We start from the raw sequence: 24,729 nt of genomic DNA on the forward strand, positions 1-24,729 counted from the left end.
CCGGATTCGCCTGCTCCGGCGCCGAAAGGCCGGGGCGGCGCCGCCGTCCCGGCCCGCCTCCTCAGCCGAGCAGGCTGTCGGCGCCCAGGCCGCGGCCCTCGGCCAGGCCATAGGTCAGGTAATGCTCCAGCGGGTTCATGCCGGCTTCCGCGACATCGGCATGCGCCGCTAGATAGGCGCCGGTGCTGAAGGCGGCGGAGGGATCGCGGCCCTCGGTCCAGCCATACTCCCGGTAATGGTCCAGCGGGTTCATGCCGACCGCCGCGACATCGGCATGGGCCGCCAGATAGGCATCGGTGTCGAAGAAGGCGTTGGGATCGCGCCCCTCGGTGCGGCCGAACGTGTCGTAATGCGCCTTCGGATCGACCCCGGCCTCCCAGACGTCCGGGTTGGACCGCGCGTAGAAGGCGGCGTCGAAGAGCGGATCGTCGCCCAGGGTCAGGGTGCCGTCGACGAAGCGGATCTGCTCGATGTCGGTCAGCCTGTCGGTCCCCTCCGGGCCGCTGACCGTCAGCACCCGCCCCGCGCGCTGGAAGGCGTGGCCGGCCAGTTCGCCCAGGTAGACGGCGGTGTCGGTGCCGGTGCCGCCGTTCAGCCAGTCATCGCCCGCGCCGCCGGTCAGCTCGTCATCCCCGGCGCCACCGTTCAGGACGTCATCCCCGGCGCCGCCATCGAGGAAGTCGGCGCCGCCGCCGCCGGTCAGCCAATCGGCGCCGTCCGTGCCGTCGCCGGCGAGGAGGTCCGCCAGCGCCTGCAGGCCGATGTCGGGCTGGTCGATGAAGAAGCCGTCCACGCCGAGCTGAAGCAGCTTCAGGGCCTCCTGCGCCGCCGTCTGCGGCGTGCCGTCCGGGTTCAGCGCCTGATAGTTCTCCTCGGCGCGGATGGTGTAGGGGATGACCTTCAGCCCGACGGCATGCGCGTTCCCGACCAGCGGGCTGATCTCACCGCTCAGCTCGAAGCGCAGCGTGGCCGTGCCGTCCCCATCCGCGTCCACCGGCTCGGCCAGGCGCGTGCGCAGCAGGATGGCATCCTTGCTGGGTCCGACGATATCGGCGTAGCGGGCGATCTCCCGCAGCGCCTCGAGGGAGGAGGCGTTGCCGAGCTGCACCAGCGGCAGATCCACCCCCGCCGCCGGCATGATGCTGTCGTGCAGACGGATCAGATTGCCCGATTCGAAGGACTGGATGTAGACGCGGTCAGGATCGGTGAAGTCGTTCGCCACCAGCGTGTCGATCAGCATCTGGCTGAGATCGAGGCCGATCGACTCCGAATAGGTCGGGTGCTTGGTCTCAGGCGCGATGGCGATCTCGCGGCCCGTCTCGGCCTCGACCTGCCGCACCAGGGCCAGGATCTCCTCCAGCGTGGCGATCTCGAACTGCCCGTCATAGGACTGGCTTTCCGGCCGCAGCTCGCCCAGCCGCTCCTTGGTGCGCAGGGTCTTCAGCTCGGCCAGCGTGAAGTCCTCGATGAACCAGTCCGTGACGCTGCGGCCGTCGATCACCTTGGTGACGTGGCGGTCGGCGAATTCGGGAAGGTCCGACACGTTCGTGGTGTCGGAGAGGGTGTTCTCGTGCCGCGCGACCAGATGGCCATCACGGGTCGCGACCAGATCGGGCTCGATCACGCTGACGCCCATCTCGATCGCCAGCTTATAGGCTTCCAGCGTGTGCTCCGGGCGGTAGCCGCTGGCGCCGCGGTGAGCAATGACGAGCGGCGGCTGGCCATCGAGCGTGGCAAAACTGACCATGTCCGGGCTTTTCCCTCAGTGGTGGTCGCGTCACGACGAGGGGAGCGGCGCCATCGCGGATGCCGCAGGCCGCCTTCCCCGCCGGTCGGCATGGCCGCGCCATTAGGATGGGGGGATGACGCCCGAATGACCGAAAGATTGCCGGAAGATTAAGTAGCCAGGCGGGACGCCGGGAAAACAATCCGGAAAAGCAACAGCTTGGCGGATTGGGCGCCCCCGGGCGCGGCCGTCAGGCGGCGCGGTGCCGAGCCCGCGCGGCCAGCACCTCATAGGCCGCGCGCACCGCATCGGCGCCGTGCTCGCGCTCCAGCCGGCGGACGGTGAAATGCGCCCGCGCCAGCTCGCGGAAATGCTGCAGGAAGGCGAGGTTCACCGCCGCCCCCGCCGCCGCGCCCACCACGGGCGCCGCCTGGGCGCCGAGCTTGATCATCAGCGGGCCGGTGAAGCGGGCGGCGATGGCGCCGATGAAACCCGGCAGCAGCGCCGCGCTCATGTTCGGCAGGAACTGCGCCAGGGCGAGGCGGGTGGCGAAGTAGCCGGTCTCGGTGGCATCGTCCGCCAGGCCCGGCCCGCTGAGCGCGAAGACCTTCAGGCATTCCGCGCCGGTCTCGGGCAGACGGGTGTCCTCGCCGGCGGCCGCGGCCTCGGCGCCGATCTGGCGCAGCAGGATGGTGGTCGAGACCGGCAGTTCCAGCAGGGTGCCCGGCAGGCCGAAGGCGCCGCCCGCGGCACCGCTCGCCGCCGCCAGGCCGCGGTGCAGCCAGTCGGAGGAGATGCCGGGCGGCGCGCGGCCCGGTCCGGAGCGCATGGCGGTGTTCAGCGCGGTGGAGAGCGCGCGGCGCACGGCGCCGTCCACCATGCCCTGGGCAAAGCCGGGCAGGCGGCGGCGCAGCGCCTCGACCGGCGTGCCGGCGAGCTGAGCGAGCCGCGCCGCCAGCGAGGTCTCGTCCAGCACCCGCCGCGCCTCGGCCAGCTCCGCCTCGGCCTCGGCGGGCAGGGGGAGGGGCACGGGCAGGGACGCGGGGAGGGTCTCGGTCATCAGGGCCTTCGGGTCACAGGATGAAGCGGCTGAGATCGGCGCTGGCGGCCAGCGGCGCGACCTTCTCCTTCACATACGCGGCGTCGACCCGGACGGTTTCGCCCTGCCGGTCGCTGGCGGTGAAGGAGACCTCCTCCAGCAGCTTCTCCAGCACCGTCGCCAGCCGCCGGGCGCCGATGTTCTCGACCCGCGCGTTGATCTCGGCGGCGAGATCGGCGATCGCGTCGACCGCGTCGGCCGTCAGGTCCAGCGTCACGCCCTCGGTGCCGAGCAGCGCCACGTACTGCTTCGCCAGGGAATGCTCCGGCTCGGTCAGGATGCGGCGGAAGTCGTCCCGCGTCAGCGCGCCGAGCTCGACGCGGATCGGCAGGCGGCCCTGCAGCTCCGGCAGCAGGTCGGAAGGCTTGGCGATGTGGAAGGCGCCGGAGGCGATGAACAGGATATGGTCGGTCTTCACCGGGCCGTGCTTGGTGGCGACGGTGGTGCCCTCGATCAGCGGCAGCAGGTCGCGCTGCACGCCCTCGCGGCTGACGTCGCCGCCGCGGAAGCCCTCGCCGGTGCGGGCGCAGACCTTGTCGATCTCGTCGACGAAGACGATGCCGTTGTTCTCGACATGGGCGACCGCGTCGCGGGTCAGCTTCTCCTGGTCGAGCAGCCGGTCGGCCTCGTCCTGGATCAGCGCCGCGCGGGCCTCGGCGACGCGCAGCTTGCGCGCCTTCGCCTGGCGGCCGAACATCTTGCCCATCATCTCCTGGATGTTGGCCATCTGCCCCGGCGGCATGCCCGGCATGTCCATCATCCCGATCGGCGTCGAGCCGGTCTCGGCGACCTGCACCTCGACCTCCTTCTCCTCCAGCTGGCCCTCGCGCAGCATGCGGCGGAACTTCATCCGCGTCTCGCCCGAGGCGCCCTCGCCGACCAGGGCGGTGATCAGCCGCTCCTCGGCGGAGAGTTCCGCCTTGGCCTGCACCTCCTTGCGGCTGGCCTCGCGCGTGCGGGTGAGGGAGACCTCGACGAGGTCGCGGATGATGCTGTCCACGTCGCGGCCGACATAGCCGACCTCGGTGAACTTGGTGGCCTCGACCTTGACGAAGGGGGCGTCCGCCAGCTTGGCGAGCCGCCGGGCGATCTCGGTCTTGCCGCAGCCGGTCGGCCCGATCATCAGGATGTTCTTGGGCACCACTTCCTCGCGGATGCCCTCGGGAAGCTGCTGCCGGCGCCAGCGGTTGCGCAGCGCGATGGCGACGGCGCGCTTGGCCTCATGCTGGCCGATGATGAAGCGGTCCAGCTCCGAGACGATCTCGCGCGGGGAGAGGTTGACGGTGTCGTTCATGGCTCAGAGCGTCTCCACGACCATGCGGCCATTGGTGTAGACGCAGATCTCGGCGGCGATGCCCATCGCCTTGCGGGCGATCTGCTCGGCCGTCATGCCGTCCACGTCGATCAGGGCGCGGGCGGCGGCCAGCGCGTAGTTGCCACCGGAGCCGATGCCGATGATGGAATCCTCGGGCTCCAGCACGTCGCCATTGCCGGTGATCAGCAGGGAGCGGTCCTTGTCGGCCACCGCCAGCAGCGCCTCGAGCCGGCGCAGGTAGCGGTCGGTGCGCCAGTCCTTGGCCAGTTCCACCGCCGCGCGCTCCAGCTGGTCGGGGAAGCGTTCCAGCTTGGCCTCCAGGCGCTCCAGCAGGGTGAAGGCATCGGCGGTGGCGCCGGCGAAACCGGTCACCACCTTGCCGCCGGCGATGCGGCGGACCTTGCGGGCGTTGTTCTTGACCACAGTCTGGCCCATGGAGACCTGACCGTCGCCGGCCATGGCCACCTGTCCGTCCTTGCGGACGCAGAGGATGGTGGTGCCATGCCAGCCCAGGGGATCGTGAGTCGTCGCGTTCATGCGCAGCAGATGGCATCGCGGTGGCGGCGCAACAAGCGGCCGGCCCCGGAACCCGCCCACCCCGCCGCTGCCTCCCGCTCTCCCCCCTGGGCAATCTCCCGCCCCCGGTCTAGGAAGCCCCCATGTCGCCCGCGCCCCGCACCGCCGAGATCACCCGCCAGACCAGCGAGACCGAGATCCGCCTCCGCCTCGACCTGGACGGGACCGGGCAGGGACGCATCGCCACCGGGATCGGCTTCCTCGACCACATGCTGACGGCGCTCAGCCGCCACAGCCTGATCGACCTCGAGGTGGCGGCGAAGGGTGACCTGCACATCGACTTCCACCACACCACGGAGGATGTCGGCATCGTGCTCGGCCAGGCGTTGCGGCGGGCGCTCGGCGAGAAGCGCGGCATCCGCCGCTACGGCCACGCCGTGGTGCCGATGGACGAGGCGCTGGCCGAGGCCGCCATCGACATCTCCGGCCGCCCCTTCCTGGCCTGGAGCGTGCGCTTCCCGCGCGACAAGGTGGGCGAGATGGACACCGAGCTGTTCGAGGAGTTCTTCCGCGCCTTCGCCATGCAGTCCGGCCTGACGCTGCACATCGTGCAGCGCGCCGGGACCAACGCGCACCACATCGCCGAGGGCGTGTTCAAGGCGGTGGCGCGGGCGCTGCGGCAGGCGGTGGAGCCGGACCCGCGCATGGCCGGCGCGATTCCCTCCACCAAGGGCGTGCTGGAGGGCTGATGCGCGCCTGGACCGTCCACGCCCCGTTGCCGCCCGCCCCCGCGCCGCGCGCCTCGGTGCCGCCGGCGGGGGCCATGCCGGTGGGGGCCATGCCGGAGGCGCCGCCCCGCCGCGGCCGGCTGGTGCTGGTGCCGGAAGGCTTCTCCTGGCTCGCGGCGCTGCTGCCGCCGCTGTGGTTCCTGATGCACCGGCTCTGGCTGGTGCTGCTGCTCTGGCTGGCCCTCGCCGTGCTGGCGGCGGTGCTGTTGCCGGCCGCCGTCACGCCCTATGTCCTGATCGCGGCGCAGATCCTGATCGGCCTGCAGGCACAGGATCTGCGGCGCTGGAGCCTGGCGCGGCGCGGCCTGCCGGTCGCCGCCGTGGTGCTGGGCGGCGATGAGGAAGCGGCGCTGCTGCGCGCGCTGGACCGCCGGCCGGAGCTGGCGGCGGTGGAAGGAGGCCGGGCATGAGGGTTGCGGTGGTCGATCCGGGTTCGGGCAACCTGGCCTCGGTGCTGCGCGCCCTGCACCGCGCCGCGCGCGATGGCGGGATCGCGGCCGAGATCGCGGTGGAGGACAGGGCCGAGGCGGTGGCGCGGGCCGACCGCGTCGTCCTGCCGGGACAGGGTGCCTTCGCCGCCTGCCGCCGGGGCCTGGACGCCATGCCGGGCATGGTCGAGGCGGTGGAGGCGGCGGTGCTGCGGCGCGGCGTGCCCTTCCTCGGCATCTGCGTCGGCATGCAGCTGATGGCCGAGCACGGGCTGGAGCATGGCGTGACGCCGGGCCTCGGCTGGATCGGCGGCGATGTGGCGCCGATCGACCCGCGCGATGCCGCGGGCGCGCCCCTGCCCCTGCCGCAGATGGGCTGGAACGCGCTCCGCTTCGCGCCGGGGGCCCATCCGGTCCTGGCCGGGCTGGCGCCGGGCGACCACGCCTATTTCGTGCATTCCTACGCCCTGGCCGGCGGCCGGCCGGAGGAGATCCTGGCCACCGCCGATTACGGCGGGCCCGTGGTCGCCGTCGCCGGGCGCGACAACATGGTCGGCACCCAGTTCCATGTCGAGAAGAGCCAGTTCACCGGCCTGCGCATGCTGGCCAACTTCCTGGCCTGGTCCCCGTGATGTCGCGGCGTGAGCATGCCCTGGAGGTCGAGCGGGCCGAGGCGCTGGACGAGGCGGAGCTGGCCGATCTCTGCGAGGCGACGGATGCCGCCATCATCGAGGGCGGCGGCTTCGGCTGGATCGAGCCGCAGGGGCGCGAGGCGCTGACGCGGCATTTCCGCGGCGTGCTGCTGGTGCCGGCCATCTCCCTCTTCGTCGCCCGGCTGGACGGCGTGCCGGTGGGCTCGGCGCAGCTCATCCGTCCGCCGCGCAACAACGAGGCGCAGGCCTTCAGCGCGCATCTGACCCATGCCTATATCGCCCCCTATGCGCGCGGCCACGGCCTGGCGCGGCTGCTGGTGCGGCGGGTGGAGGAGCATGCGGCGGCCCTCGGCCACCGGGTGCTGAACCTCGACGTGCGCGAGACCCAGGCCACCGCCATCGCCCTCTTCGAGGGGCTGGGCTATATCCGCTGGGGCACCCATCCGGCCTATGCCCGGGTGCGGGGCCAGACGGTGGCGGGGCACTATTACCACAAGCTGCTGGAAGCGCCCCGCGGCCGGCCGCTCGACATCCGCAGCGAGCGGGACCGCGGCGAGTGACGCGCCCCGCCGCCTCCGGCCCGCCACCAGGAGCCAGCATGGCCTTCACCCTCTACCCCGCGATCGACCTCAAGGCCGGCCAGGTGGTACGCCTGAAGCGCGGCGACATGGCCCAGGCCACGATCTACGGCGATCCGGGCGGGCAGGCGCGGGCCTTCGACGAGGCCGGCTTCGAATGGCTGCATGTCGTGGACCTGGACGGCGCCTTCGCCGGCCGCCCGGCCAATGCCGAGGCGGTCGCCAATATCCTGGCGCACACCTCCCGCCCCGTGCAGCTCGGCGGCGGCATCCGCGACATGACGACGGTCGAGGCCTGGCTGGCGCGCGGCATCAGCCGCGTCATCCTCGGCTCGGCGGCGGTCAAGGATCCGGACTTCGCCCGCGCCGCCTGCCAGGCCTTCCCCGGCCGGGTCGCCGTCGGTATCGACGCGCGGGACGGGATGGTGGCCACCGAGGGCTGGGCCGAGGTGAGCAGCGTCTCCGCCCTCGATCTCGCCCTGTCCTTCGAGGATGCCGGGGCGGCCGCCATCATCCATACGGACATCGAACGGGACGGCATGCTGGGCGGGGTGAACGTGGCGGCGACGGCGGAGCTGGCGCGCCGCCTCTCCACCCCGGTCATCGCCTCCGGCGGCGTGGCGGGGCTCGCCGATATCGCGGCGCTGAAGGCGACGGGCTGTGTCGCCGGCACCATCATCGGGCGGGCGCTGTATGACGGGCGGCTGGACGCCGCCGAGGCTCTGGCGGCGGCGCGCGGCTGAAACCGCCCGCCGGGCCAGGGCGCCTGCCCGAGGGGACGGCCGTCAGGCCAGGTCCGCCACCTCGTCGAAGGCCAGGCGCGGCAGGCGGTCGAACAGGCCGCTCTCGTCGCCATAGCCCAGATTGACCAGGAAGTTCGACTTCCAGCCGGTGCCGGCCAGGAAGGCCTCGTCCACCTTGGCGTTGTCGAAGCCGCTCATCGCGCCCGCATCCAGGCCGAGCGCGCGCGCCGCCAGGATCAGGTAGGCGCCCTGCAGGGAGGCGTTGCGGAAGGCGGTGGCCTCCGCGAAGGCCTCGCTGCCGGTGAACCACGACTTGGCGTCGGCATGCGGGAAGAGCACCGGAAGCTTGTCGTAGAAGCGGCTGTCCCAGGCGACGATCACCGTCACCGGTGCGGTCATGGTCTTCTCGAGGTTGCCGGCGGAGAGGGCGGGGCGCAGCTTCTCCTTGCCCTCCCGCGTGCGGATGAAGACGAAGCGCGCAGGGCTGGAGTTGGCGCTGGTGGGGCCCATCTTCAGCAGATCGTAGAGCTCGCGCAGCGTCTCGTCGGACACCGCGCGCTCCTGCCACCTGTTGTGGGTGCGGGCGGTGCGGAACAGCTGATCCAGGGCGTGGGAATCGAGTTTCTCGGCCATCGGGCAGTCACTCCTGTTGCATCGCAGCAGGATGCCCGCCGCCGGCCGGCGCGCAAGCCCCGCCGGCCAGGGTCAGCCTGGCGAAAAACGCCGGGCGGGGCGGCGCCTCAGCCCTCGACCTGCTCCACCGCGACCACCTCGGGCACGTAGTGGCGCAGCATGTTCTCGACACCGTGCTTCAGCGTGGCGCGGGAGGAGGGGCAGCCGGAGCAGGCGCCCTGCAGGTGCAGCCGGACGATGCCGTCCCGGAAGCCGCGGAAGACGATGTCGCCGCCATCGCCGGCCACCGCCGGGCGCACCCGCGTGTCCAGCAGCTCCTTGATCTGCGCGACGATCTCGGCATCGGCCGGGTCGCTGTCCTCCAGCGCCGCCTCGCCCTCGGCCTCCAGCACCACCGGCCGGCCGGCCATGTAGTGCTCCATAACGGCGCCCAGAACCTGCGGCTTCAGCGCCTGCCAGTCGATCGCATCGGTCTTGGTGACGGTGACGAAATCGGCGCCCAGGAAGACGCGCGCGACGCCCTCGAGGCTGAAGAGCCGCTCGGCCAGCGGGCTGCGCGCCGCGCCGTCGGGGCTGATGAAATCCGCCGTGCCGCGCGCGCCCATCACGTCCTGCCCGGGCAGGAACTTCAGCGTGGCGGGATTCGGGGTGGCTTCGGTCTCGATGAACATCGGTCTCGGCTTTTCCGTGCTGCGGCGTCGGGGTTCCTCGCCCGGATGTGGGCGATGGCGCGGGATTGCGCAAGCGGCGAGCCATTCCGCCGCCTCATGCCAGGCACGGAATGCCCAGGCGCACGGGAGGCCAGGTCAAGGGCGCGCGCTCAGGTCACGCGGCTGAGCTCGGCCTCGTCGAGATTGCCGGGAACGATGGTCAGCGGCACCCGCAGGCGCGGCGCGTAGCGGCCGATCAGGGCGCTGATCAGCGGGCCGGGCCCGCCGCCCGAGGTGGCGCTGGCCAGCACCAGGATGGAGATGCGCGGATCCTCCTCCAGCAGGGCCAGCAGCTCGTCGCGCGGATCGCCCTCGCGGATCAGCAGGATCGGCAGGCCGCCGGTGATCTCCTGCACCTCGGCGGCCAGCGCCGAGAGCAGCTTCTCGGCCTCGTCGCGCCGCTCCTCCTGCAGCATGGCCCCGACGCCGGCCCATTCGACCGTCCCCTCCTCCTCGATCACCCGCAGCAGGGCGACACGGCCGCCGCCGTTGCGGGCACGCAGGCAGGCATAGCGCAGGGCGATCTGGCGCTCCGGGCTGTCATCGACGACGACCAGGAAAACGCGGTCCCGGCGTGCGGCTTCGGGCATTCATCCCCTCCGGAAGAGCACGCTTCCCAGCCATCCGGCGAGGGCCGCGAGCAGGATGCAGGCCAGCCCGTATATCACCGGATCCTGCTCCGCGACATCGGCGATGCGCGCGGCGGCGCCGACCCGCTCGACCCGGAAGCCGAGCTCCTGCCGCGCCATCACGCGGCCATCCCGCACCAGCAGCACCTCGACGCGGAAATCGCCGGTGGCGACGGTGGCCGGCAGGGGCAGGCGGGCGCGGAACAGGCGGGCGCCCGAGATCTGGATCGCCTCGTCCTCCTCGTGCCACAGCATGGCGTCCTGCTTCAGCCGCAGCAGCGCCTCGTGATAGGCGGGGTCCTGCACGCCGGTCGAGGCGAGCGGCAGGTTGTCGAGGCCGAGTCGCTTGGCGGCGCGCTCCTCCTCGCTCAGCAGCTCGCGCAGCGGGCGGGTGCCGGTCAGCAGGTAGAAGCCCGGCACCTGGCGGAAGCGGGCCGAGGGGCCGTTGATCCAGAAGCCCAGCACATTGACGCGCCGGCGCACCACCATGGGCTCCGGCGGGCTTTGCGCCACCACCAGGATGTCGTCGCCGCCCGGGCCGAGCAGCCGCTCGGTGGCGCCGAAGACCAGCACGTCGGTGCCGCTGAAGCCGGTGGAGATCTCGACCCGCGTCTGCGACAGCTCCGCCACCAGGGGCGGGCGCGCCTGCGCCGGCTGCTGCGGCGGGGCGGGCGGCGGCGGGGGCAGGGGCAGGGGCTGCGCCGGGGCCGGCCCGTCCGGCAGGAGGAGGGCCGCGAGCAGCAGGGCCATGGCCCGCCAGCGCCTCATGACGGGATCGGCCCGATGGCGAAGAGGCTGTCCGGCGTCGCCACCAGGCCCCAGAGCAGGCTGAGCGCCACGCCCAGCACCAGCAGGCCGAGCAGGAAGCGCGTCTCCTCGCCGCGCAGCCGCGTGCCCATCGAGGCGCCGAACTGCGCCCCGGCCACGCCGCCCACCAGCAGCAGCAGGGTCAGCACGATGTCGACGCTGCCGGTCGAGACGGCCTGCAGCAGCGTGACATTGGCGGCCACGAAGACGACCTGGAACAGCGAGGTGCCGATCACCACCGCCGTCGGCATGCCGAGCAGGTAGATCATCGCGGGGACCAGCATGAAGCCGCCGCCGACCCCCATCACGGCCGAGAGCACGCCGATCATCAGGCCGATCAGCAGGGGCGGGATGACCGAGATGTAGAGGCGCGACTTGCGGAAGCGCAGCTTGAAGGGAAGGCCGTGCATCCAGAGATGCGCGTGCAGCCGGGCCGGCGCGGTGCCGCGCCGGCGGCGGCGCAGGATGGCGCGCACGCTCTCCCGCACCATCAGCCCGCCGACGCTGCCGAGCACGACCACGTAGAAGACGGCGACGGCGAGATCCACCTGCCCCTGGCGCCGCAGCCAGGCGAAGAGCTGCACGCCGAGCGCCGAGCCGACGAAGCCGCCGGCCAGCAGCACCAGCCCCATGCGCGGATCGACATTGCCGCGGCGCCACTGCGCGATCAGGCCGGAGACCGAGGCGCCAAGGGTCTGGTTGGCGCCCGAGGCGACCGCAACCGGCGCCGGGATGCCGATGAGGATCAGCAGCGGCGTCAGCAGGAAGCCGCCGCCGACGCCGAACAGGCCGGAAAGCCAGCCCACGCCGAAGCCGATGCCGAGCAGCAGCAGGGCATCGACCGACATCTCGGCGATGGGCAGGTAGACCTGCATCGCAATTCCAGTCTCACGTCAGGCGCAGGGCGGCGGCCATGCCGGATCGACGCGGCCGCCGTCATGCAAGGGACATTCGGAATAAGGCAAGTCTTGGGCTAAAGCTGAGGCGAAGGACGGCAAAGCGACCCCAACCGGAAATTTTATGGCCATGCGTCATTTCCGCACCACCCGCCGGGCCCTGCTGGCCGGCGGTCTGGCCCTGCCCGCTTTCGGCCTGCCCCCTCTCGGCCTCCCCCCTCTCGGCCTCCCCGGCCTGCGCCGCGCCGCGGCGGAAACCGCCGGGCGCCTCACCCTGCTGCATCTGAACGACGTCCATGCCCGGCATGACGGGCAGCAGGCCTCGGGCGCCGCCTGCCAGGAGGGCCGCCCCTGCCTCGGCGGCAGCGCGCGGATGGCCACCGCCCTGGCCGTGGCGCGGCGCGCGGCGGAAGCCGACGGCCGGGCCGTGCTGCATCTCGATGCCGGGGACCAGTTCACCGGCAGCCTCTATCACACCGCGCATCGCGGCCTGGCCGAGGCGGCGGTGCAGCGTGCCACCGGCTGCCAGGCCATGGCGCTCGGCAACCACGAGTTCGACCACGGCCCGCTGACGCTCGCCGCCTATGCCGCGGCGGTGGACTTCCCCCTGCTCTCGGCCAATCTGGACATGGCGCGCGAGCCGGCCCTGGCGGCCCGCATCCGCGGCCATGTGGCCTTCCGGCGCGGCGGCCTGCGGATCGGCGTCATCGGCCTCACCACCGAGACCACGCCGCAGGCCTCCAGCCCGGGCCCGGGCCTGCGCTTCACCGAGGCGGCGGAGGCCGCCCTGCGCGAGATCGCCGCCATCCGCGCCGGCGGGCCGGCGACGATCCTGGTGCTGTCGCATCTCGGCCTCGCCGCCGACCGCGCGCTCGCCGCCGCCGTGCCCGGCATCGACGCCATCATCGGCGGCCATTCCCATACGCTGCTGGCCGATGGCCTGCCCGGCGCCGAGGGGCCGCATCCGCTGGTGGTGGAGGGGCGCGACCGCGCCGTGCGCATCGTCCAGGCCGGCGCCCATGGCCGCTGGCTCGGCCGGCTCGACCTGGACCTGGGCGCCGATGGCCGGGTCGCCGGACATGGCGGCATGGTGCGGGCGGTGGACGAGTCGCTGGCGCCGGACCCGGCCGTGGCCGCGCTGGTCGCGGAATACGGCGCGCCGCTGGCGGCGCTGCGCGCGCGCGCCGTGGGGCCGGGCGCGCCGGGCCTCTCACCCGCGGGGTGCCGCCAGGGCGAATGCCGCCTCGGCAACCTGCTGGCCGACGCCATGCTGGCGGCGGCGCCGGGGGCGGACGCCGCCCTGACCAATGGCGGCGGGCTGCGCGCCGGCCTGCCGGAGGGGGTGGTGAGCTGGGGCGCGCTGCTCGAGATGCTGCCCTTCGGCAACACGCTCTCGGTCATCACCCTGCGCGGCGCCGACCTGTGGGCGGCACTGGAGGCGGGGCTGGCGCGCGCGCAGGAGAATGGCGGCGGCTTTCCGCAGGTGGCGGGGATGCGGCTGCGCTGGCGGCCCGGCGCGCCACCGGGGGAGCGACTGGCCTCGGTCGAGGTCGGCGGCGCGCCGTGGCGGCCGGAGGCTGCCTACCGCATCGTCACCAACGACTTCCTGCGGCGCGGCGGCGATGGCTACGCGGCGCTGCGCGACGCCCCGCTGGCCGTGCTCGACAACGGCCGGCCGCTGGAGGAGGCGCTGGCGGACTGGCTGCGGCGGCAGGGCGCCGCCCGTACCCGGCTGGAGGGGCGCATCACGGAGGCCGGCCCGCCGCCCTGACCGGAATCCTGGCGCGGAAATTGCATACCCATACTTTTGCCAGCCTGCCCAGCCTGCCCTATAGGCGCCCAGCCGAGAAGCCGAGGAATGCGCCGATGTCTTCATCCCCCCCCGCGCCGCGCCCGATCGTCGATGCGCGCGGCCTCTGGAAGCGGTTCGGCTCGCTCACGGTGCTCAAGGGCGTCGACCTCGCGGTGGCGGAGCGCGAGCTGGTCTTCATCATCGGCCCCTCGGGCTCCGGCAAGTCCACCCTGCTGCGCTGCCTGAACCGGCTGGAGGAGCCGAGCGACGGCTCGATCCATATCGACGGCATCGAGTTGCTGAACCCCAGGACGGACATCAACGCCGCCCGGCGCCGCATCGGCATGGTCTTCCAGAGCTTCAACCTCTACCCGCACATGACGGCGCGGCAGAACGTCATGCTGGCGCTGCGCAGGGTGCTGGGGAAGAGCAGGGCGGAGGCGGCGGAGCTCGCCGGCCGTGCGCTGGAGCGCGTCGGCCTCGGCGAGCGGACGGACCATTATCCGGCGCAGCTCTCGGGCGGGCAGCAGCAGCGGGTCGCCATCGCCCGGGCCATCGCGCTGGAGCCGCGCGTCATGCTGTTCGACGAGCCGACCAGCGCGCTCGACCCCGAGCTGGTGGGCGGCGTGCTGGCGGTGATGCGCGAGCTGCGCGAGAGCGGCATGACCATGGTGGTGGTCAGCCACGAGATGGCCTTCGCCCGCGCCGCCGCCGACCGCGTGGTGTTCATGGCCGATGGCCAGAAGCTGGAGGAGGGGCCGCCGGCGCAGATCTTCGGCGACCCGCAGCACGAGCGCACCCGCGCCTTCATCCGCCAGATCGACCGGCACTGAGACGCGGCGATGGGCGGGCTCGACAACTTCCTTTTCTCCTTCTTCAACCTCAAGGTCATGGCGACCTACCTGCCGCAGATCGCGCAGGGGCTCGGCCTGACCGTCCTGCTGGCGCTGCTGATCGTCGTCTCGGGCCTGGCGCTGGGGCTGCTGCTCGCACTGCTGCGCAGCCTGGCCATCCGTCCGCTGAACTGGCTGATCATCTTCACGGTGGACCTGTTCCGCGCCCTGCCGCCGCTGGTCATCATCGTGCTGCTCTTCTTCGGTCTGCCGGCGGCGGGGCTGTCCATCTCGGGCTTCGCCGCGACATGGCTGTCGCTGACCCTGGTGCTGGCCGCCTTCGCCGAGGAGATCTTCTGGGCCGGCATCACCGCCGTGCCGAAGGGGCAGTGGGAGGCGGCGCGCTCCACCGGCCTCGGCTTCGCGCAGACGCTCGGCCATGTCGTGCTGCCGCAGGCGCTGCGCATCACCATCCCGCCGCTGACCAACCGCACCATCGCCATCACCAAGGGCACGGCGCTCGCCTCGGTGGTCGGCGTCTCCGAGATCCTCGGCGCGGCGCAGAGCGCCATGTCCTTCTCGGCCAATCCCTCGCCGCTGACCCTCGGCGCCATCGCCTACCTGATCTTGTTCATCCCCGTCGTCGCGCTCGGCCGCTGGATCGAGACGCGCTTCGCCTGGAAGCGCTAGCCATGCGATCGCGGGCCGCGCGGCGCGGCGTGAACCTCATGAAAGAAGAAGGCTGAGCGTCGCCGTGGAAAACTTCGTCTTCGCCTTCCTGAACGCCGACATCGTCCGCGAGGCCTGGCCGATCCTGTGGCAGGGCTTCCTCTACACCCTGGCGCTCTCGGCCATCACCGTGCCGCTCGGCCTCGCGGGCGGCGTCCTGCTGGCCCTGCTGGCCACCTCCGGCCCGCGCGCGGTGCGGCTGGCGGCGGCCGGCTGGACCGACCTGTTCCGCGCCATCCCGCCGCTGGTGCTGCTGGTCTTCCTCTATGCCGGGCTGCCCTTCGCCGGCATCGACACCGGCGCCTGGGGGGCGGTGGCCATCGGCTTCTTCCTCAACACCGGCGCCTATTACGGCGAGGTGCTGCGCGCCGGCATCGAGAGCGTGCCGCGCGGCCAGATGGAGGCGGCGCGCAGCACCGGCCTCTCGCGGGGGCAGGCGCTGGCGCACGTGGTGCTGCCGCAGGCGGTGCGCAACGTGCTGCCGGACCTGGTGAGCAACACGCTGGAGGTGGTGAAGCTCACCTCCATCGCCAGCGTCGTCGCCCTGCCGGAACTGCTGTTCCAGGCGCGGCAGGCGCAGAACGCGACCTACAACGCGACGCCGATCGTGGCGGCGGCGGTGGCCTACTTCCTGCTGCTCTGGCCGCTGGTGCGGGTGATCTCGCGGCTGGAGAACAAGGCCCTGGCGGGGCGCTGAGCGGCGCCTCAGGCCCCCGCCTCGGCCGGCACCCAGATCGTCCCCTCCGCGTCGATCCGCGCCGGCACCGCCTCCAGGCTGTCCCCCGCGCAGGGGCCGGTGAGGCAGAAGCCGTCCTCGATGCGGAAGGTCGCGCCATGCACGGCGCAGACGATGCGCCGCCCGGCGCCGTCGAGGAAGCGGTCCGGCATGATCTCCAGCGGCACGCCGATATGCGGGCAGGCATTCACATAGACCCGGACCCGCCCGCCCTGGCGCACCGCGAGCAGCCCCATGAAGCCGCCGGAGACGCCGGAAAACCCCCTGGCCTTGCCGTCGGCGATCTCCTCCAGGCGGCACAGCGCGCGTTCCTCGGTCATTCTCCCTCCTCCGTCGCCGGGCACGGCCGCTTCATCCCCTGTTCATCCCGGTCGCGCAAACTGGCATGGCCGAGACGGGAGATGCCGCGATGCGATGCCGGATCCACTGCGCCCTGCTGCTCGCCGGGCTGGCCCTGGCCGCGCCCCGGGCCGCCGAGGCCCAGCTCCGCCTGGACCATGAAGGCCAGGGCTATGTTCCCGGCCCGACCGGACACCAGACCGGACGCCAGGGAGGCACGCCGTGGCATTTCGAGTCCCGGGGCCTCCACGGAGGCCGCCCGGAGCACCCGGCCGGGGGCGCCCCGTGGCAGGGTGGCGCCGATGGCCGCCATCGAGGGTGGCAGGAGATCCCGCGCGACCTCCGCCGCCGGCCACCCGGCCAGGGCGCCTGGGGCCCGGGCGAGCCGGGCACCGGCCAGACCGGATCGGGGGTGCAGGTCTATGTCGATCCCGGCCCCCTGGTTCCGCCGCCGGTGCCGCCGCCGGAATTTCCGGCCAGCCAGGGCACGCCCTGGTTCGGCGACCGCGAGCCGCGCCCGCGGCGCTGAGCGCCCCTCAGCCCCGCCCCCCCTAGCTCCGCCAGTCGCCCATCCGGCAGAGCACGGCCCAGTGCGCCGCCGAGACCGGCATGACCGAGAGGCGCGACTGCCGCACCAGGGCGATGCCCTCCAGCGCGGGCGTCGCCCTGATGGTCGCGAGGCCCACCGGCCGCGGCAGCGCGCCCACCGCGCGCATGTCGACGCAGACCCAGCGCGGCGCCTTGCCCTCCGGCACCGTCTCCGTGGGGTCGGGATAGGCCTCGCGGGCCACCTCGACCACGCCGACGATCTCCTTGCCGATATTGGAATGGTAGAAGAAGGCCAGGTCGCCGCGGCGCATGGCCTTCAGGTGGTTGGCGGCCTGGGCGTTGCGCACGCCGGTCCAGGGTTCCACCCCGTTCGCCACCTGCTCCTGCCAGGAGAAGGCGTCGGGCTCGCTCTTGACCAGCCAGTGCCGCACCGCCCCGCCCGCCTCAGCCGACGCGCTGGCCGCCGGCATAGACCTGCCGGAAGGGGCGGATGACGGTGCGCGCGAAGAGGCCGGCCCTGGCATAGGGATCGCCGGCGGCCAGCGCCTCGGCCTCGGCCTGGTCGGCCACCTCGACCACCAGCAGGCTGCCGCAGGGCTTGCCCTCGGCGTCGAGCAGCGGCCCGACCTGGACCAGCTTCTCGACCTGGCTGTCGAGGTATTCCAGATGCGTCGGCCGGGTGGCGAGGCGCAGCTCCAGCGCGCCCGGCTTGTCCTCGGCGAAGATGGCGAACAGCATGGTCGGATTCCCCTCCTGGGGCGCCCCCCGTCCGGCGGCGCCGCTGCGTCCATCACGTAACCGGGTGTGGCGATGGCTTCAATCCGGCGACGCCAGCGCCTAAGTCTGCCGCATCCGCCCCCCGCACCCCCCCCTGGCTCATGGATCAGGCTTATCGTGTTGTTCGAGCGTGCGATCGGCGTTTCCGCCTCCGGCGAGGGCAGGCTAGGTTGCGCGCCGTGAGCACCCCCCTGCCCGGCCCCACCGCGGCCGCCCCGCGCCCCGCCGCGCCGCCCGGACGGGGCGCGGCGCTGCACCGCCTCGCCAATCCCGGCCGCTTCCTGCGCCTGACCGACCGCTGGCTGCCCTGGCTCTGGGCGCTCGCCGGGCTGGTGCTGGGAGCCGGCGCCGCCTGGGCGCTGGTCTTCTCGCCGCCCGACTGGCAGCAGGGCGAGACGGTGCGGATCATGTACGTGCATGTCCCCATGGCCTGGCTGGCCATGGGCGGCTATGCCGGGCTGGCCGTGCTGTCGGTGCTGTCGCTGGTCTGGCGCCATCCGCTGGCGGATCTGGTGGCGCGGGAGCTGTCGCCGGCCGGCGCCATGGTCACCGCCCTCTGCCTCGCCACCGGCAGCCTCTGGGGCCGGCCGATGTGGGGCACCTGGTGGGCCTGGGATGCGCGGATGACCTCGGTGCTGGTGCTGTTCTTCCTCTGGGTCGGCCATGCCGCCCTGGTCCGCGCCTTCGACGACGAGGAGCGCGGCGCCCGGGCCGGCGCCATCCTGGCGCTGATCGGGGCCCTGAACCTGCCGGTCATCAAGTGGAGCGTGGACTGGTTCAACACCCTTCATCAGACGGCCTCGGTCACCCGCATCGGCGCCCCGGGCCTGCATGTCGCGCTGCTCTATCCCCTGCTCACCTGCGCCCTGGGCTTCAGCCTGGCCTTCGCCGCGCTGGTGCTGGCGCGCAGCCGGGCGGCGGTGATGGAACGGCGCCTGCGGCAGGCGCAACTGGCCCGGGCGCGGCGCGCATGAGCCTGCACTGGTGGCACGTGACCCTCGCCTGGGCCCTGGCGGCGATGGGCTTCGGCGGCATGGCGGCGATGGCGGCCTGGCGCCATGCCCTGGCACGGCGGCGCCTGCGGCAGATCGAGCCGCGCCGGGAGGGGCGGGCATGAGTGGGGCGTCTTCCGGGATGTCCCCTGGAGCCTCCCCGGGCCGCGGCATGGGCGCGGCGCGGAAGAAGCGGCGGCTCTGGGTGCTGCTGCTGGCCGGCCTTGGTCTCGGCACCGCCACGGCGCTGACCCTGACCGCCTTCCAGGACAATCTGGTGTTCTTCCTGGCGCCGAGCGACATCGCCACGCGGCAGCCCGGCCCCGACCGCGCCTTCCGCCTCGGCGGCCTGGTCGAAACCGGCAGTCTGCAGCGCGGCCGGACGCCGGACGGCCGCCCCGAGGCCCGCTTCCGCGTCACCGACGGGCCGGCGACGATTCCCGTCGCCTATGTCGGCGTGTTGCCCGACCTGTTCCGCGAGGGGCAGGGCGTGGTGACGCTCGGCCGCCTCGGCCCCGACGGGCTGTTCCGCGCCAGCGAGGTGCTGGCCCGGCATGACGAGACCTACATGCCGCCGGAGGTGGCGGACGCACTGAAGCGCAGCGGGCACTGGGACCCGGCCCGGGGCGCCCCGCCCCCCGCCGCCTCCTGGAACACGCTCAGTCCCACTGCCAGTCCCATTGGCAGCCCCATTGGCAACCCCATTGGCAGCCCCGCCGCGGAGGCGAAGAGCGGCGGATGATCGCGGAGATCGGCCATTTCGCGCTGGCCCTGGCGCTCGCCCTGGCCCTGGCACAGGCGGTGCTGCCGTTGCTCGGCGCGCAGCGCGGCGAGGCGCGGCTGATCGCCGCCGCCGGCCCGCTGGCGGCGGGGCACCTGCTGGCGGTCGCGGCCGCCTTCGCCGCCCTGCTCTGGGCCTTCGTCACCAACGACACCAGCGTCATCAACGTGGTGCAGAACAGCCACTCGGCCAAGCCGCTGCTCTACAAGCTCTCCGGCGCCTGGGGGAACCACGAGGGCTCGATGGTGCTCTGGGTGCTGATCCTGGCGCTCTGCGGCGGGGCGGTGGCCGGCTTCGGGCGCGACCTGCCGGGGGTGCTGCGCGCCCGCGTGCTCGGCGTGCTGGGACTGGTCGCGGTGGGCTTCCTGGCCTTCATCCTGGCCACGTCCAATCCCTTCGGCCGGGTCTGGCCGCCGCCGCCGGACGGGCAGGGGCTGAACCCGATCCTGCAGGACCCCGGCCTCGCCTTCCATCCGCCGCTGCTCTACCTCGGCTATGTCGGCTATGCCGTGACCTTCGCCTTCGCCGTCGCGGCGCTGATCGAGGGGCGGGTGGATGCCGCCTGGGGGCGCTGGGTGCGGCCCTGGGCGCTGGCCGCCTGGGCCTTCCTCACCCTCGGCATCGCGCTCGGCTCCTGGTGGGCCTATTACGAGCTGGGCTGGGGCGGCTGGTGGTTCTGGGACCCGGTGGAGAACGCCTCGCTGCTGCCCTGGCTGGCCGGCACGGCGCTGCTGCACTCGGCCATCGTGGTCGAGAAGCGCGAGGCGCTGAAGGTCTGGACCGTGCTGCTGGCGCTGCTGGCCTTCGGCTTCTCGCTGCTCGGCACCTTCCTGGTGCGCTCGGGCGTGCTGAACTCGGTGCACGCCTTCGCCAACGACCCGGAGCGCGGCGTCTTCATCCTCGGCCTGCTGGTCTTCTACCTGGGCGGCGGGCTGGCGCTCTTCGCCTGGCGGGCGCCGGCCATGGCGCCGGCCGGCCTCTTCGCCCCGCTCTCGCGCGAGGGCGGGCTGGTGCTGAACAACCTGCTGCTCTGCTCGATGGCGGCGGTGGTGCTGACCGGCACGCTGTGGCCGATGTTCGCCGACCTGCTGCTCGGGCAGAAGATCTCGGTCGGGCCGCCCTTCTTCAACACCGCCATCCTGCCGCTGGCCGTGCCGCTGGTGCTGGCCATGGCGGCCGGGCCGCTGCTGCCCTGGAAGCGGGCGCAGCTCTGGCCGGTGCTGCAGCGGCTCTGGTGGGCGGCGCTGCTGGCGGCGCTGGCGGCGGCGGCCTGCCTCGCCCTCGCCGGCGCGCGGATCGGCCCGGCACTGGGCTTCGCCGCCGCCGCCTGGCTGATCGGCGGCGCGCTGGCCGATGTTCTCGACCGCATCGCCCTGTTCCGCCGCCCCGCCGCCGCCTGGAGCCGGGCGCGGGGCCTGCCGCGCGCGGCCTGGGGCGCGGCCATCGCGCATGCCGGGCTCGGCGTCTCGATCCTGGGCATGGCGGGCATGGGCCTGGCCACCGACCGGCTGGCCGGCTTGCAGCCCGGGGAGAGCGTGGCGCTGGCGGGCTATGAATGGCGCCTCGACCGGGTCGAGGATGCCGTGGGGTCCAACTGGTCCGCCCGGCGCGCCACCGTGACGGTGACACGGAACGGCGCCACCGTCGCCGTGCTGGCGCCGGAGCGGCGCTTCTTCCCCGTGGCGCGGATGACCACCACCGAGGCCGCCATCCACACCACCTGGCTCGTCGACCTCTACGCCGTGCTGGGCGAGGAGCAGGAGGGCGCGGCGGTGCTGCGCCTGCACCACAACCCGCTGGCGCCCTGGATCTGGCTGGGCGCCGCCATCATGGCGCTGGGCGGCGGGCTCTCCCTCTCCGACCGGCGGGTGCGTGTCGCGGCGCCGTCGGCGAAGCGGCGGGCCGTGCCGGCATGACGCCGAGAGGAACGGACGACCACCCATGAATCGCCGCCTGCTGATGCTCGCCCCGCTCGGCCTCGTCGCGGCCGGGGGCGCCGGCTTCTACGCCATGCTGCGCGGCCTGGGCGATGGCAGCTACGACCCGCGCGGCGTGCCCTCCGCGCTGCTCGGCCGCGCGACGCCGGCCTTCAGCCTGCCGGCGCTGGAGGAGGGCGCCCCGCCGCTGACCGAGGCGGCGCTGCGCGGCCTGCCCGCGCCGGTGCTGGTGAACTTCTGGGCCAGCTGGTGCGTGCCCTGCATCGTCGAGCATCCGCAGCTGATGCGGCTGGCGCGGGAGGGGGTGACGATCCTCGGCATCAACTACAAGGACCGGCCGGCCGATGCGCGGGCCTTCCTGCAGCGCCATGGCAACCCCTTCCGCCAGCTGGCGCAGGACGCGCCGGGCCGCGTCGCCATCGACTGGGGGGTCTATGGCGTGCCGGAGAGCTACCTCATTGACCGCCAGGGCATCGTCCGCTGGCGCTGGCCGGGGCCGGTGACGCCCGAGGTGCTGGAGCAGGACATCCGCCCGCTGCTGCGGCGCCACGCCTGATGCGCCGCACCCTGTCCGCCCTGGCGCTCGCGCTCGTGCTGGCGTCCGGCCTGTCCGGCGCGGCGCGCGCCGTCGGCCTGCCCTCGGAGATGCTGCGCGACCCGGCGCAGGAGGCGCGGGCGCGGGAGATCGGGCGCGAGCTGCGCTGCCTCGTCTGCCAGAACCAGTCGATCGAGGACAGCGAGGCCGACTTGGCGCGCGACCTGCGCCGCATCGTGCGCGAGCGGGTGGCGATGGGCGAGAGCGACCGCCAGGTGATGGACTATGTCCATGACCGCTACGGCGACTTCGTGCTGCTGCGCCCGCCCGTCACCTGGGCCACGGCGCTGCTCTGGGGCATGCCGGTGCTGGCGGTCGGCGGCGGCGCGCTGGCCATCCTGCTGGTCCGCCGCCGGCGCGGCGCGGTGCCCGAGGCGCCGCCGCTGAGCGAGGCCGAGCGCGCCCGCCTCGCCGCGCTGGAGGATGAGGCGGGGCGATGATCTGGCTGCTCTTCCTGGCCATGGCGGCGCTGGCGGTGGCGCCGCTGGCCTTCGCCCTGCTCCGCCCGCCGCGCCTGACCGGCCGGCTGGAGGCCGACCGCGCCCTCTACCGCGCGCAGCTCGCCGAGCTGGAGCGCGAGCGGGAGAGCGGGCGGATGGACGAGGCCGCGCACCGCGCCGCCGTGACCGAGGTGCAGCGCCGCCTGCTGGCCTCGCCCGCCGCCGCGGCGGCGCCGGGTGCCGGGCGGGGCGGGGCGCTGCTGGCCGCCATGCTGTTCCTGGTGCCCGCCCTCGGCTTCGGCCTCTACCTCTGGCGCGGGCATCCCGAGATCCCGGCCGCGCCCTATCGCGAGCGCGCCGAGGCGGCGGCGCAGGACGAGGCGCTGCTGGCCATGCTGCGGCAACGGCTGGAGGCGGCGCCGCAGGAGGGCGAGGCGGCGCGCCAGGGCTGGATCCTGCTCGCCAATGCCGAGCGCGGGCGGGGCCGGACGGAGGCCGCCATCGACGCCTTCGCGCGCGCCCTGTCCATCCGCTTCGACGGGCCGCTGGCCGCCGAGCTGGCGGAGCTGCGCATCGGGCAGGGCGAGCTCGACGCCGCCGCCGCCCTGCTGGCGCGGGCGCTTTCCGCCGAGCCGGAGGCGCCGCGCCTGCGCTACCTTTTGGGCCTGCTGGAGGCCCGTGCCGGCCGGTCGGAGAATGCCCGCGCCACCTGGCGCGCCCTGCTCGACCAGGCGCCGCCCGACGCGCCCTGGCGCGCCCTTGTGGAGCGGCGGCTGCAGGAGCTGCCCTAAGTACACGCCCCTGGGCACACGCGGGTGTGCACATGAAAGAATTGCGCCACCCCCCCGCCTCTCGGCTTTGCTGTGCGGGAACAGGCGGGAGGCGGAAAGGATGTGGCGGCGTTCCTTGCTGACGGCTGGGCTGACGGCGGGCGGCGTCGCGGCGGCCTCGACCCTCTGGCCGGGACATCCGCGCGCCGCGGAGGCGGTGGATGTGCTGCTGGTGCTGGCGGTCGATGTCTCCCGCTCGGTCGATGAGGACGAGGCCAAGCTGCAGCGCGAGGGCTATCGCGCGGCGATGACCGATCCGCGCCTGCTGGAGGCGATCCAGGGCGGTGCCATCGGGGCCATCGCCCTGACCTACGTGGAATGGGCCGGCATCGAATACCAGCGGCAGCTCCTGCCCTGGATGCGCGTCGGCTCCCAGGCCGAGGCCTGGCGCTGGGGCGAGGCGCTGGCCGAGGCGCCGCGCACCTCGCTGTCCTGGACCTCGATCTCGGGCGCCATCGGCTTCGGCGCCCGGCTGCTCGCCGAGGCCCCCTTCGAGGCCACGCGCCGGGTGATCGACGTCTCGGGGGACGGGGTGAACAATTCCGGCCCGCCGGTGGAGCAGGCGCGCGATGCCGCCGTCGCCCAGGGCATCGTCGTCAACGGCCTGCCGATCATCAACGACCGGCCGAGCTTCGGACGGCGCCCGCTGGTGCCGCTCGACCAGTACTATGCCGAGGCGGTGATCGGCGGGGAGGGCGCCTTCCTGGTGGCGGCGGAGGATTTCGACAGCTTCGGCCTGGCGGTGCGCCGCAAGCTGATCCGCGAGATCGCCGGGCATGGCGGGCCGCGCCGGGACTACGCCTGAGGAAACTGAGCCTCGGGATGGGGCCGGAAGCCGGCCGGCCCCGCTCCCGCCTCAGCGCTCGACCTCCTCGACCGAGATGCCGAAGGCGGCCAGCCCCTCGGAGATCAGGTCGCCGGCCATGTCCATGCCGAGCAGATAGGCGGCGGTGTCGGTACCCGCGCCCCGCTCCTTCGCCATGCGAAGCGCCTCCTCCCACTCCTCCGGCTCGTAGTCGCCCCGCCCGGTCCAGGCCAGCGCCACCAGGGCCGCCTGCTCATCCTCGTTCAGCTCCTCGATGAAGGCGGTGAGGGTGTCCTCGTCGAAATCCTCCTCACCCTCCTCGGGCTCCTCATCCTCCGGATCGATGGCGTCCTCGCCTTCCTCCTCCTCCTGGATGGCGCGGATATGATCCACCACCGTGGCGACGGTCTCCAGGCTGATGCCCAGATCGAACTCCGCCTCGTCGTCATCGCGGGGGGTGTCGCTCATCGAGTCCTCCTCTGCGTTCGCCCTTGGTGCGGTCCGGCGCATCCCGGGCATCAGGCTAACGGCAACGCGAAAGCCCAGGGAGAACCCTCCGGTTGCCAAAAAATTTTTGTGTTGCTTCAGCGCCACAATTGCGGCGCAACGAGCGAAATGAGCCGGCGTTGATACCGCATGTCCAGAACCTTGCTTATCCCCCTCATGGCAGCGGTTCTTCTCGGAGCAGGATCCCAGGCTCTGGAGGCCCCCGCCTCGCCTGATACCGCAGTGCCGAAGGCGCCCTTGCGCATGGTTTCCGTGCAGGGTGGCCTGGCCCATTCACCTGGCTGCGCGGAGGATTCGCCCCTCTTCCGCTCCATGATGCCGCAGCAGATCGCCGACCGCCCCGCCGGAGCGCAGGGTTCGGAGGACGAGGCCGCGCCGCCGGAGCCGGCCATGCGGCAGGCGCTGCATCTCTGCGTTGTCGAGCGGTTCGATCCGCTGAAGCCCTTCGGCGGCGCCCGCCGGGCCCTGCACCGCACCTGAGCGGCCAGAGCGCGGCCGTGGAGGCAGGAATGCGCCCGTCGCGGGTGAAGGCTGCGCGAAAAGCTCGCTTTTTTCCGCCGGGCATC

The 24,729-nt window shown here is 73.1% G+C and carries 32 protein-coding genes; 19 read left to right on the plus strand and 13 right to left on the minus strand.

Features of this window, described 5'->3' with window-relative positions:
- Nucleotides 1-61: 61 nt before the first annotated feature.
- The 4 genes from D9598_RS21495 to hslV all read right to left on the minus strand — a co-directional run bounded on the left by D9598_RS21495 (nt 62) and on the right by hslV (nt 4,677).
- Nucleotides 62-1,747: a glycerophosphodiester phosphodiesterase family protein gene (locus D9598_RS21495; RefSeq protein ID WP_198367013.1), complete on the minus strand. Its 1,686-nt coding sequence runs from the start codon at nt 1,745-1,747 to the stop codon at nt 62-64.
- Nucleotides 1,748-1,976: 229 nt separating this feature from the next.
- On the minus strand, nt 1,977-2,786 hold the full coding sequence (locus D9598_RS13305) for an EcsC family protein (protein ID WP_198367014.1): 810 nt from the start codon (nt 2,784-2,786) through the stop codon (nt 1,977-1,979).
- A 13-nt stretch (nt 2,787-2,799) separates the two neighbouring features.
- Entirely contained in the window at nt 2,800-4,119 is a 1,320-nt protein-coding gene (hslU, locus tag D9598_RS13310) for an ATP-dependent protease ATPase subunit HslU (RefSeq protein WP_198367015.1), read from the minus strand.
- 3 nt (nt 4,120-4,122) lie between these two features.
- The gene (gene hslV, locus D9598_RS13315; protein WP_198367016.1) at nt 4,123-4,677 is read right to left on the minus strand and encodes an ATP-dependent protease subunit HslV; all 555 of its coding nucleotides are present in this window, start codon (nt 4,675-4,677) and stop codon (nt 4,123-4,125) included.
- Nucleotides 4,678-4,799: 122 nt separating this feature from the next.
- On the opposite strand from hslV, the gene hisB reads away from it, so the two are divergent.
- The 5 genes from hisB to hisA are packed head-to-tail and all read left to right on the plus strand — an operon-like array spanning nt 4,800 to nt 7,846.
- A complete protein-coding gene (gene hisB / locus D9598_RS13320) occupies nt 4,800-5,405 on the plus strand; it encodes an imidazoleglycerol-phosphate dehydratase HisB (protein WP_198367017.1) in 606 nt (201 codons plus the stop codon).
- The gene (locus tag D9598_RS13325; protein WP_198367018.1) at nt 5,405-5,854 is read left to right on the plus strand and encodes a DUF2628 domain-containing protein; all 450 of its coding nucleotides are present in this window, start codon (nt 5,405-5,407) and stop codon (nt 5,852-5,854) included. Before hisB ends, D9598_RS13325 begins: the two co-directional genes overlap by 1 nt.
- Nucleotides 5,851-6,504 (plus strand): imidazole glycerol phosphate synthase subunit HisH, encoded by a 654-nt coding sequence (gene hisH / locus D9598_RS13330; RefSeq protein WP_198367019.1) that lies wholly within the window; start codon nt 5,851-5,853, stop codon nt 6,502-6,504. Before D9598_RS13325 ends, hisH begins: the two co-directional genes overlap by 4 nt.
- The gene (locus D9598_RS13335) at nt 6,504-7,085 is read left to right on the plus strand and encodes a GNAT family N-acetyltransferase (RefSeq protein ID WP_198367020.1); all 582 of its coding nucleotides are present in this window, start codon (nt 6,504-6,506) and stop codon (nt 7,083-7,085) included. Before hisH ends, D9598_RS13335 begins: the two co-directional genes overlap by 1 nt.
- A 38-nt stretch (nt 7,086-7,123) precedes the next feature.
- A complete protein-coding gene (gene hisA / locus D9598_RS13340; RefSeq protein WP_198367021.1) occupies nt 7,124-7,846 on the plus strand; it encodes a 1-(5-phosphoribosyl)-5-[(5-phosphoribosylamino)methylideneamino]imidazole-4-carboxamide isomerase in 723 nt (240 codons plus the stop codon).
- 42 nt (nt 7,847-7,888) lie between these two features.
- Here the strand turns inward: hisA and D9598_RS13345 are convergent, their stop codons facing one another.
- The 5 genes from D9598_RS13345 to D9598_RS13365 form a co-directional block, all read right to left on the minus strand.
- Nucleotides 7,889-8,479: a malonic semialdehyde reductase gene (locus D9598_RS13345; protein WP_198367022.1), complete on the minus strand. Its 591-nt coding sequence runs from the start codon at nt 8,477-8,479 to the stop codon at nt 7,889-7,891.
- 107 nt (nt 8,480-8,586) lie between these two features.
- Nucleotides 8,587-9,150 carry a NifU family protein gene (locus tag D9598_RS13350; protein ID WP_198367023.1) on the minus strand — a complete coding sequence of 188 codons (564 nt, stop codon included), beginning with the start codon at nt 9,148-9,150 and terminating at the stop codon, nt 8,587-8,589.
- Between the two features lie 149 nt (nt 9,151-9,299).
- Nucleotides 9,300-9,779 (minus strand): universal stress protein, encoded by a 480-nt coding sequence (locus D9598_RS13355; protein ID WP_198367024.1) that lies wholly within the window; start codon nt 9,777-9,779, stop codon nt 9,300-9,302.
- Nucleotides 9,780-10,568 carry a TIGR02186 family protein gene (locus D9598_RS13360; protein ID WP_198367025.1) on the minus strand — a complete coding sequence of 263 codons (789 nt, stop codon included), beginning with the start codon at nt 10,566-10,568 and terminating at the stop codon, nt 9,780-9,782.
- A 14-nt stretch (nt 10,569-10,582) separates the two neighbouring features.
- The gene (locus D9598_RS13365) at nt 10,583-11,500 is read right to left on the minus strand and encodes a sulfite exporter TauE/SafE family protein (RefSeq protein WP_198367026.1); all 918 of its coding nucleotides are present in this window, start codon (nt 11,498-11,500) and stop codon (nt 10,583-10,585) included.
- A gap of 151 nt (nt 11,501-11,651) precedes the next feature.
- Between D9598_RS13365 and D9598_RS13370 the strand changes: the two genes are divergently transcribed.
- The 4 genes from D9598_RS13370 (at nt 11,652) to D9598_RS13385 (ending at nt 15,572) form a co-directional block, all read left to right on the plus strand.
- Nucleotides 11,652-13,292, plus strand: a complete 1,641-nt coding sequence (locus D9598_RS13370; protein ID WP_198367027.1) for a bifunctional UDP-sugar hydrolase/5'-nucleotidase — start codon at nt 11,652-11,654, stop codon at nt 13,290-13,292.
- A 95-nt stretch (nt 13,293-13,387) separates the two neighbouring features.
- A complete protein-coding gene (locus tag D9598_RS13375; protein ID WP_232477203.1) occupies nt 13,388-14,146 on the plus strand; it encodes an amino acid ABC transporter ATP-binding protein in 759 nt (252 codons plus the stop codon).
- A gap of 9 nt (nt 14,147-14,155) precedes the next feature.
- A complete protein-coding gene (locus tag D9598_RS13380) occupies nt 14,156-14,836 on the plus strand; it encodes an amino acid ABC transporter permease (protein ID WP_198367028.1) in 681 nt (226 codons plus the stop codon).
- 64 nt (nt 14,837-14,900) lie between these two features.
- A complete protein-coding gene (locus D9598_RS13385) occupies nt 14,901-15,572 on the plus strand; it encodes an amino acid ABC transporter permease (RefSeq protein ID WP_198367029.1) in 672 nt (223 codons plus the stop codon).
- An 8-nt stretch (nt 15,573-15,580) separates the two neighbouring features.
- On the opposite strand, the gene D9598_RS13390 is transcribed toward D9598_RS13385, so the two are convergent.
- A complete protein-coding gene (locus tag D9598_RS13390; protein WP_198367030.1) occupies nt 15,581-15,931 on the minus strand; it encodes a Rieske 2Fe-2S domain-containing protein in 351 nt (116 codons plus the stop codon).
- A gap of 65 nt (nt 15,932-15,996) precedes the next feature.
- Between D9598_RS13390 and D9598_RS13395 the strand changes: the two genes are divergently transcribed.
- A complete protein-coding gene (locus tag D9598_RS13395; protein ID WP_198367031.1) occupies nt 15,997-16,479 on the plus strand; it encodes a hypothetical protein in 483 nt (160 codons plus the stop codon).
- A 22-nt stretch (nt 16,480-16,501) separates the two neighbouring features.
- Here D9598_RS13395 and D9598_RS13400 read toward each other — a convergent pair whose 3' ends face one another.
- Nucleotides 16,502-16,930 (minus strand): EVE domain-containing protein, encoded by a 429-nt coding sequence (locus D9598_RS13400; RefSeq protein WP_198367032.1) that lies wholly within the window; start codon nt 16,928-16,930, stop codon nt 16,502-16,504.
- Nucleotides 16,931-16,943: 13 nt separating this feature from the next.
- The gene (locus tag D9598_RS13405; RefSeq protein ID WP_198367033.1) at nt 16,944-17,237 is read right to left on the minus strand and encodes a YciI family protein; all 294 of its coding nucleotides are present in this window, start codon (nt 17,235-17,237) and stop codon (nt 16,944-16,946) included.
- A 218-nt stretch (nt 17,238-17,455) separates the two neighbouring features.
- Between D9598_RS13405 and D9598_RS13410 the strand changes: the two genes are divergently transcribed.
- From D9598_RS13410 to D9598_RS13445, 8 genes are all read left to right on the plus strand, one after another.
- The gene (locus D9598_RS13410) at nt 17,456-18,250 is read left to right on the plus strand and encodes a heme ABC transporter permease (protein WP_370592020.1); all 795 of its coding nucleotides are present in this window, start codon (nt 17,456-17,458) and stop codon (nt 18,248-18,250) included.
- Nucleotides 18,247-18,393, plus strand: a complete 147-nt coding sequence (locus D9598_RS13415; protein ID WP_198367035.1) for a hypothetical protein — start codon at nt 18,247-18,249, stop codon at nt 18,391-18,393. Before D9598_RS13410 ends, D9598_RS13415 begins: the two co-directional genes overlap by 4 nt.
- Before the next feature lie 47 nt (nt 18,394-18,440).
- Nucleotides 18,441-19,010, plus strand: a complete 570-nt coding sequence (ccmE, locus tag D9598_RS13420) for a cytochrome c maturation protein CcmE (RefSeq protein WP_198367225.1) — start codon at nt 18,441-18,443, stop codon at nt 19,008-19,010.
- The gene (locus D9598_RS13425; protein ID WP_198367036.1) at nt 19,007-20,965 is read left to right on the plus strand and encodes a heme lyase CcmF/NrfE family subunit; all 1,959 of its coding nucleotides are present in this window, start codon (nt 19,007-19,009) and stop codon (nt 20,963-20,965) included. The genes ccmE and D9598_RS13425 overlap by 4 nt, the downstream gene beginning before the upstream one ends.
- Before the next feature lie 25 nt (nt 20,966-20,990).
- The gene (locus D9598_RS13430) at nt 20,991-21,542 is read left to right on the plus strand and encodes a DsbE family thiol:disulfide interchange protein (protein WP_198367037.1); all 552 of its coding nucleotides are present in this window, start codon (nt 20,991-20,993) and stop codon (nt 21,540-21,542) included.
- Complete coding sequence (locus D9598_RS13435) at nt 21,542-22,021, plus strand: cytochrome c-type biogenesis protein (protein WP_198367038.1); 480 nt, start codon at nt 21,542-21,544, stop codon at nt 22,019-22,021. The genes D9598_RS13430 and D9598_RS13435 overlap by 1 nt, the downstream gene beginning before the upstream one ends.
- Nucleotides 22,018-22,812 (plus strand): c-type cytochrome biogenesis protein CcmI, encoded by a 795-nt coding sequence (gene ccmI / locus D9598_RS13440; protein WP_198367039.1) that lies wholly within the window; start codon nt 22,018-22,020, stop codon nt 22,810-22,812. The genes D9598_RS13435 and ccmI overlap by 4 nt, the downstream gene beginning before the upstream one ends.
- 115 nt (nt 22,813-22,927) lie before the next feature.
- Nucleotides 22,928-23,656 carry a DUF1194 domain-containing protein gene (locus D9598_RS13445; protein WP_232477206.1) on the plus strand — a complete coding sequence of 243 codons (729 nt, stop codon included), beginning with the start codon at nt 22,928-22,930 and terminating at the stop codon, nt 23,654-23,656.
- A gap of 51 nt (nt 23,657-23,707) precedes the next feature.
- Here the strand turns inward: D9598_RS13445 and D9598_RS13450 are convergent, their stop codons facing one another.
- Nucleotides 23,708-24,124: a DUF3775 domain-containing protein gene (locus D9598_RS13450; protein WP_198367041.1), complete on the minus strand. Its 417-nt coding sequence runs from the start codon at nt 24,122-24,124 to the stop codon at nt 23,708-23,710.
- A 282-nt stretch (nt 24,125-24,406) separates the two neighbouring features.
- Here D9598_RS13450 and D9598_RS13455 point away from each other — a divergent pair, with 282 nt between their 5' ends.
- A complete protein-coding gene (locus tag D9598_RS13455) occupies nt 24,407-24,643 on the plus strand; it encodes a hypothetical protein (RefSeq protein WP_198367042.1) in 237 nt (78 codons plus the stop codon).
- Nucleotides 24,644-24,729: the final 86 nt, after the last annotated feature.

This window comes from Roseomonas sp. KE0001 (genome assembly GCF_016107285.1).
Taxonomy (GTDB): Bacteria; Pseudomonadota; Alphaproteobacteria; order Acetobacterales; family Acetobacteraceae; genus Pseudoroseomonas.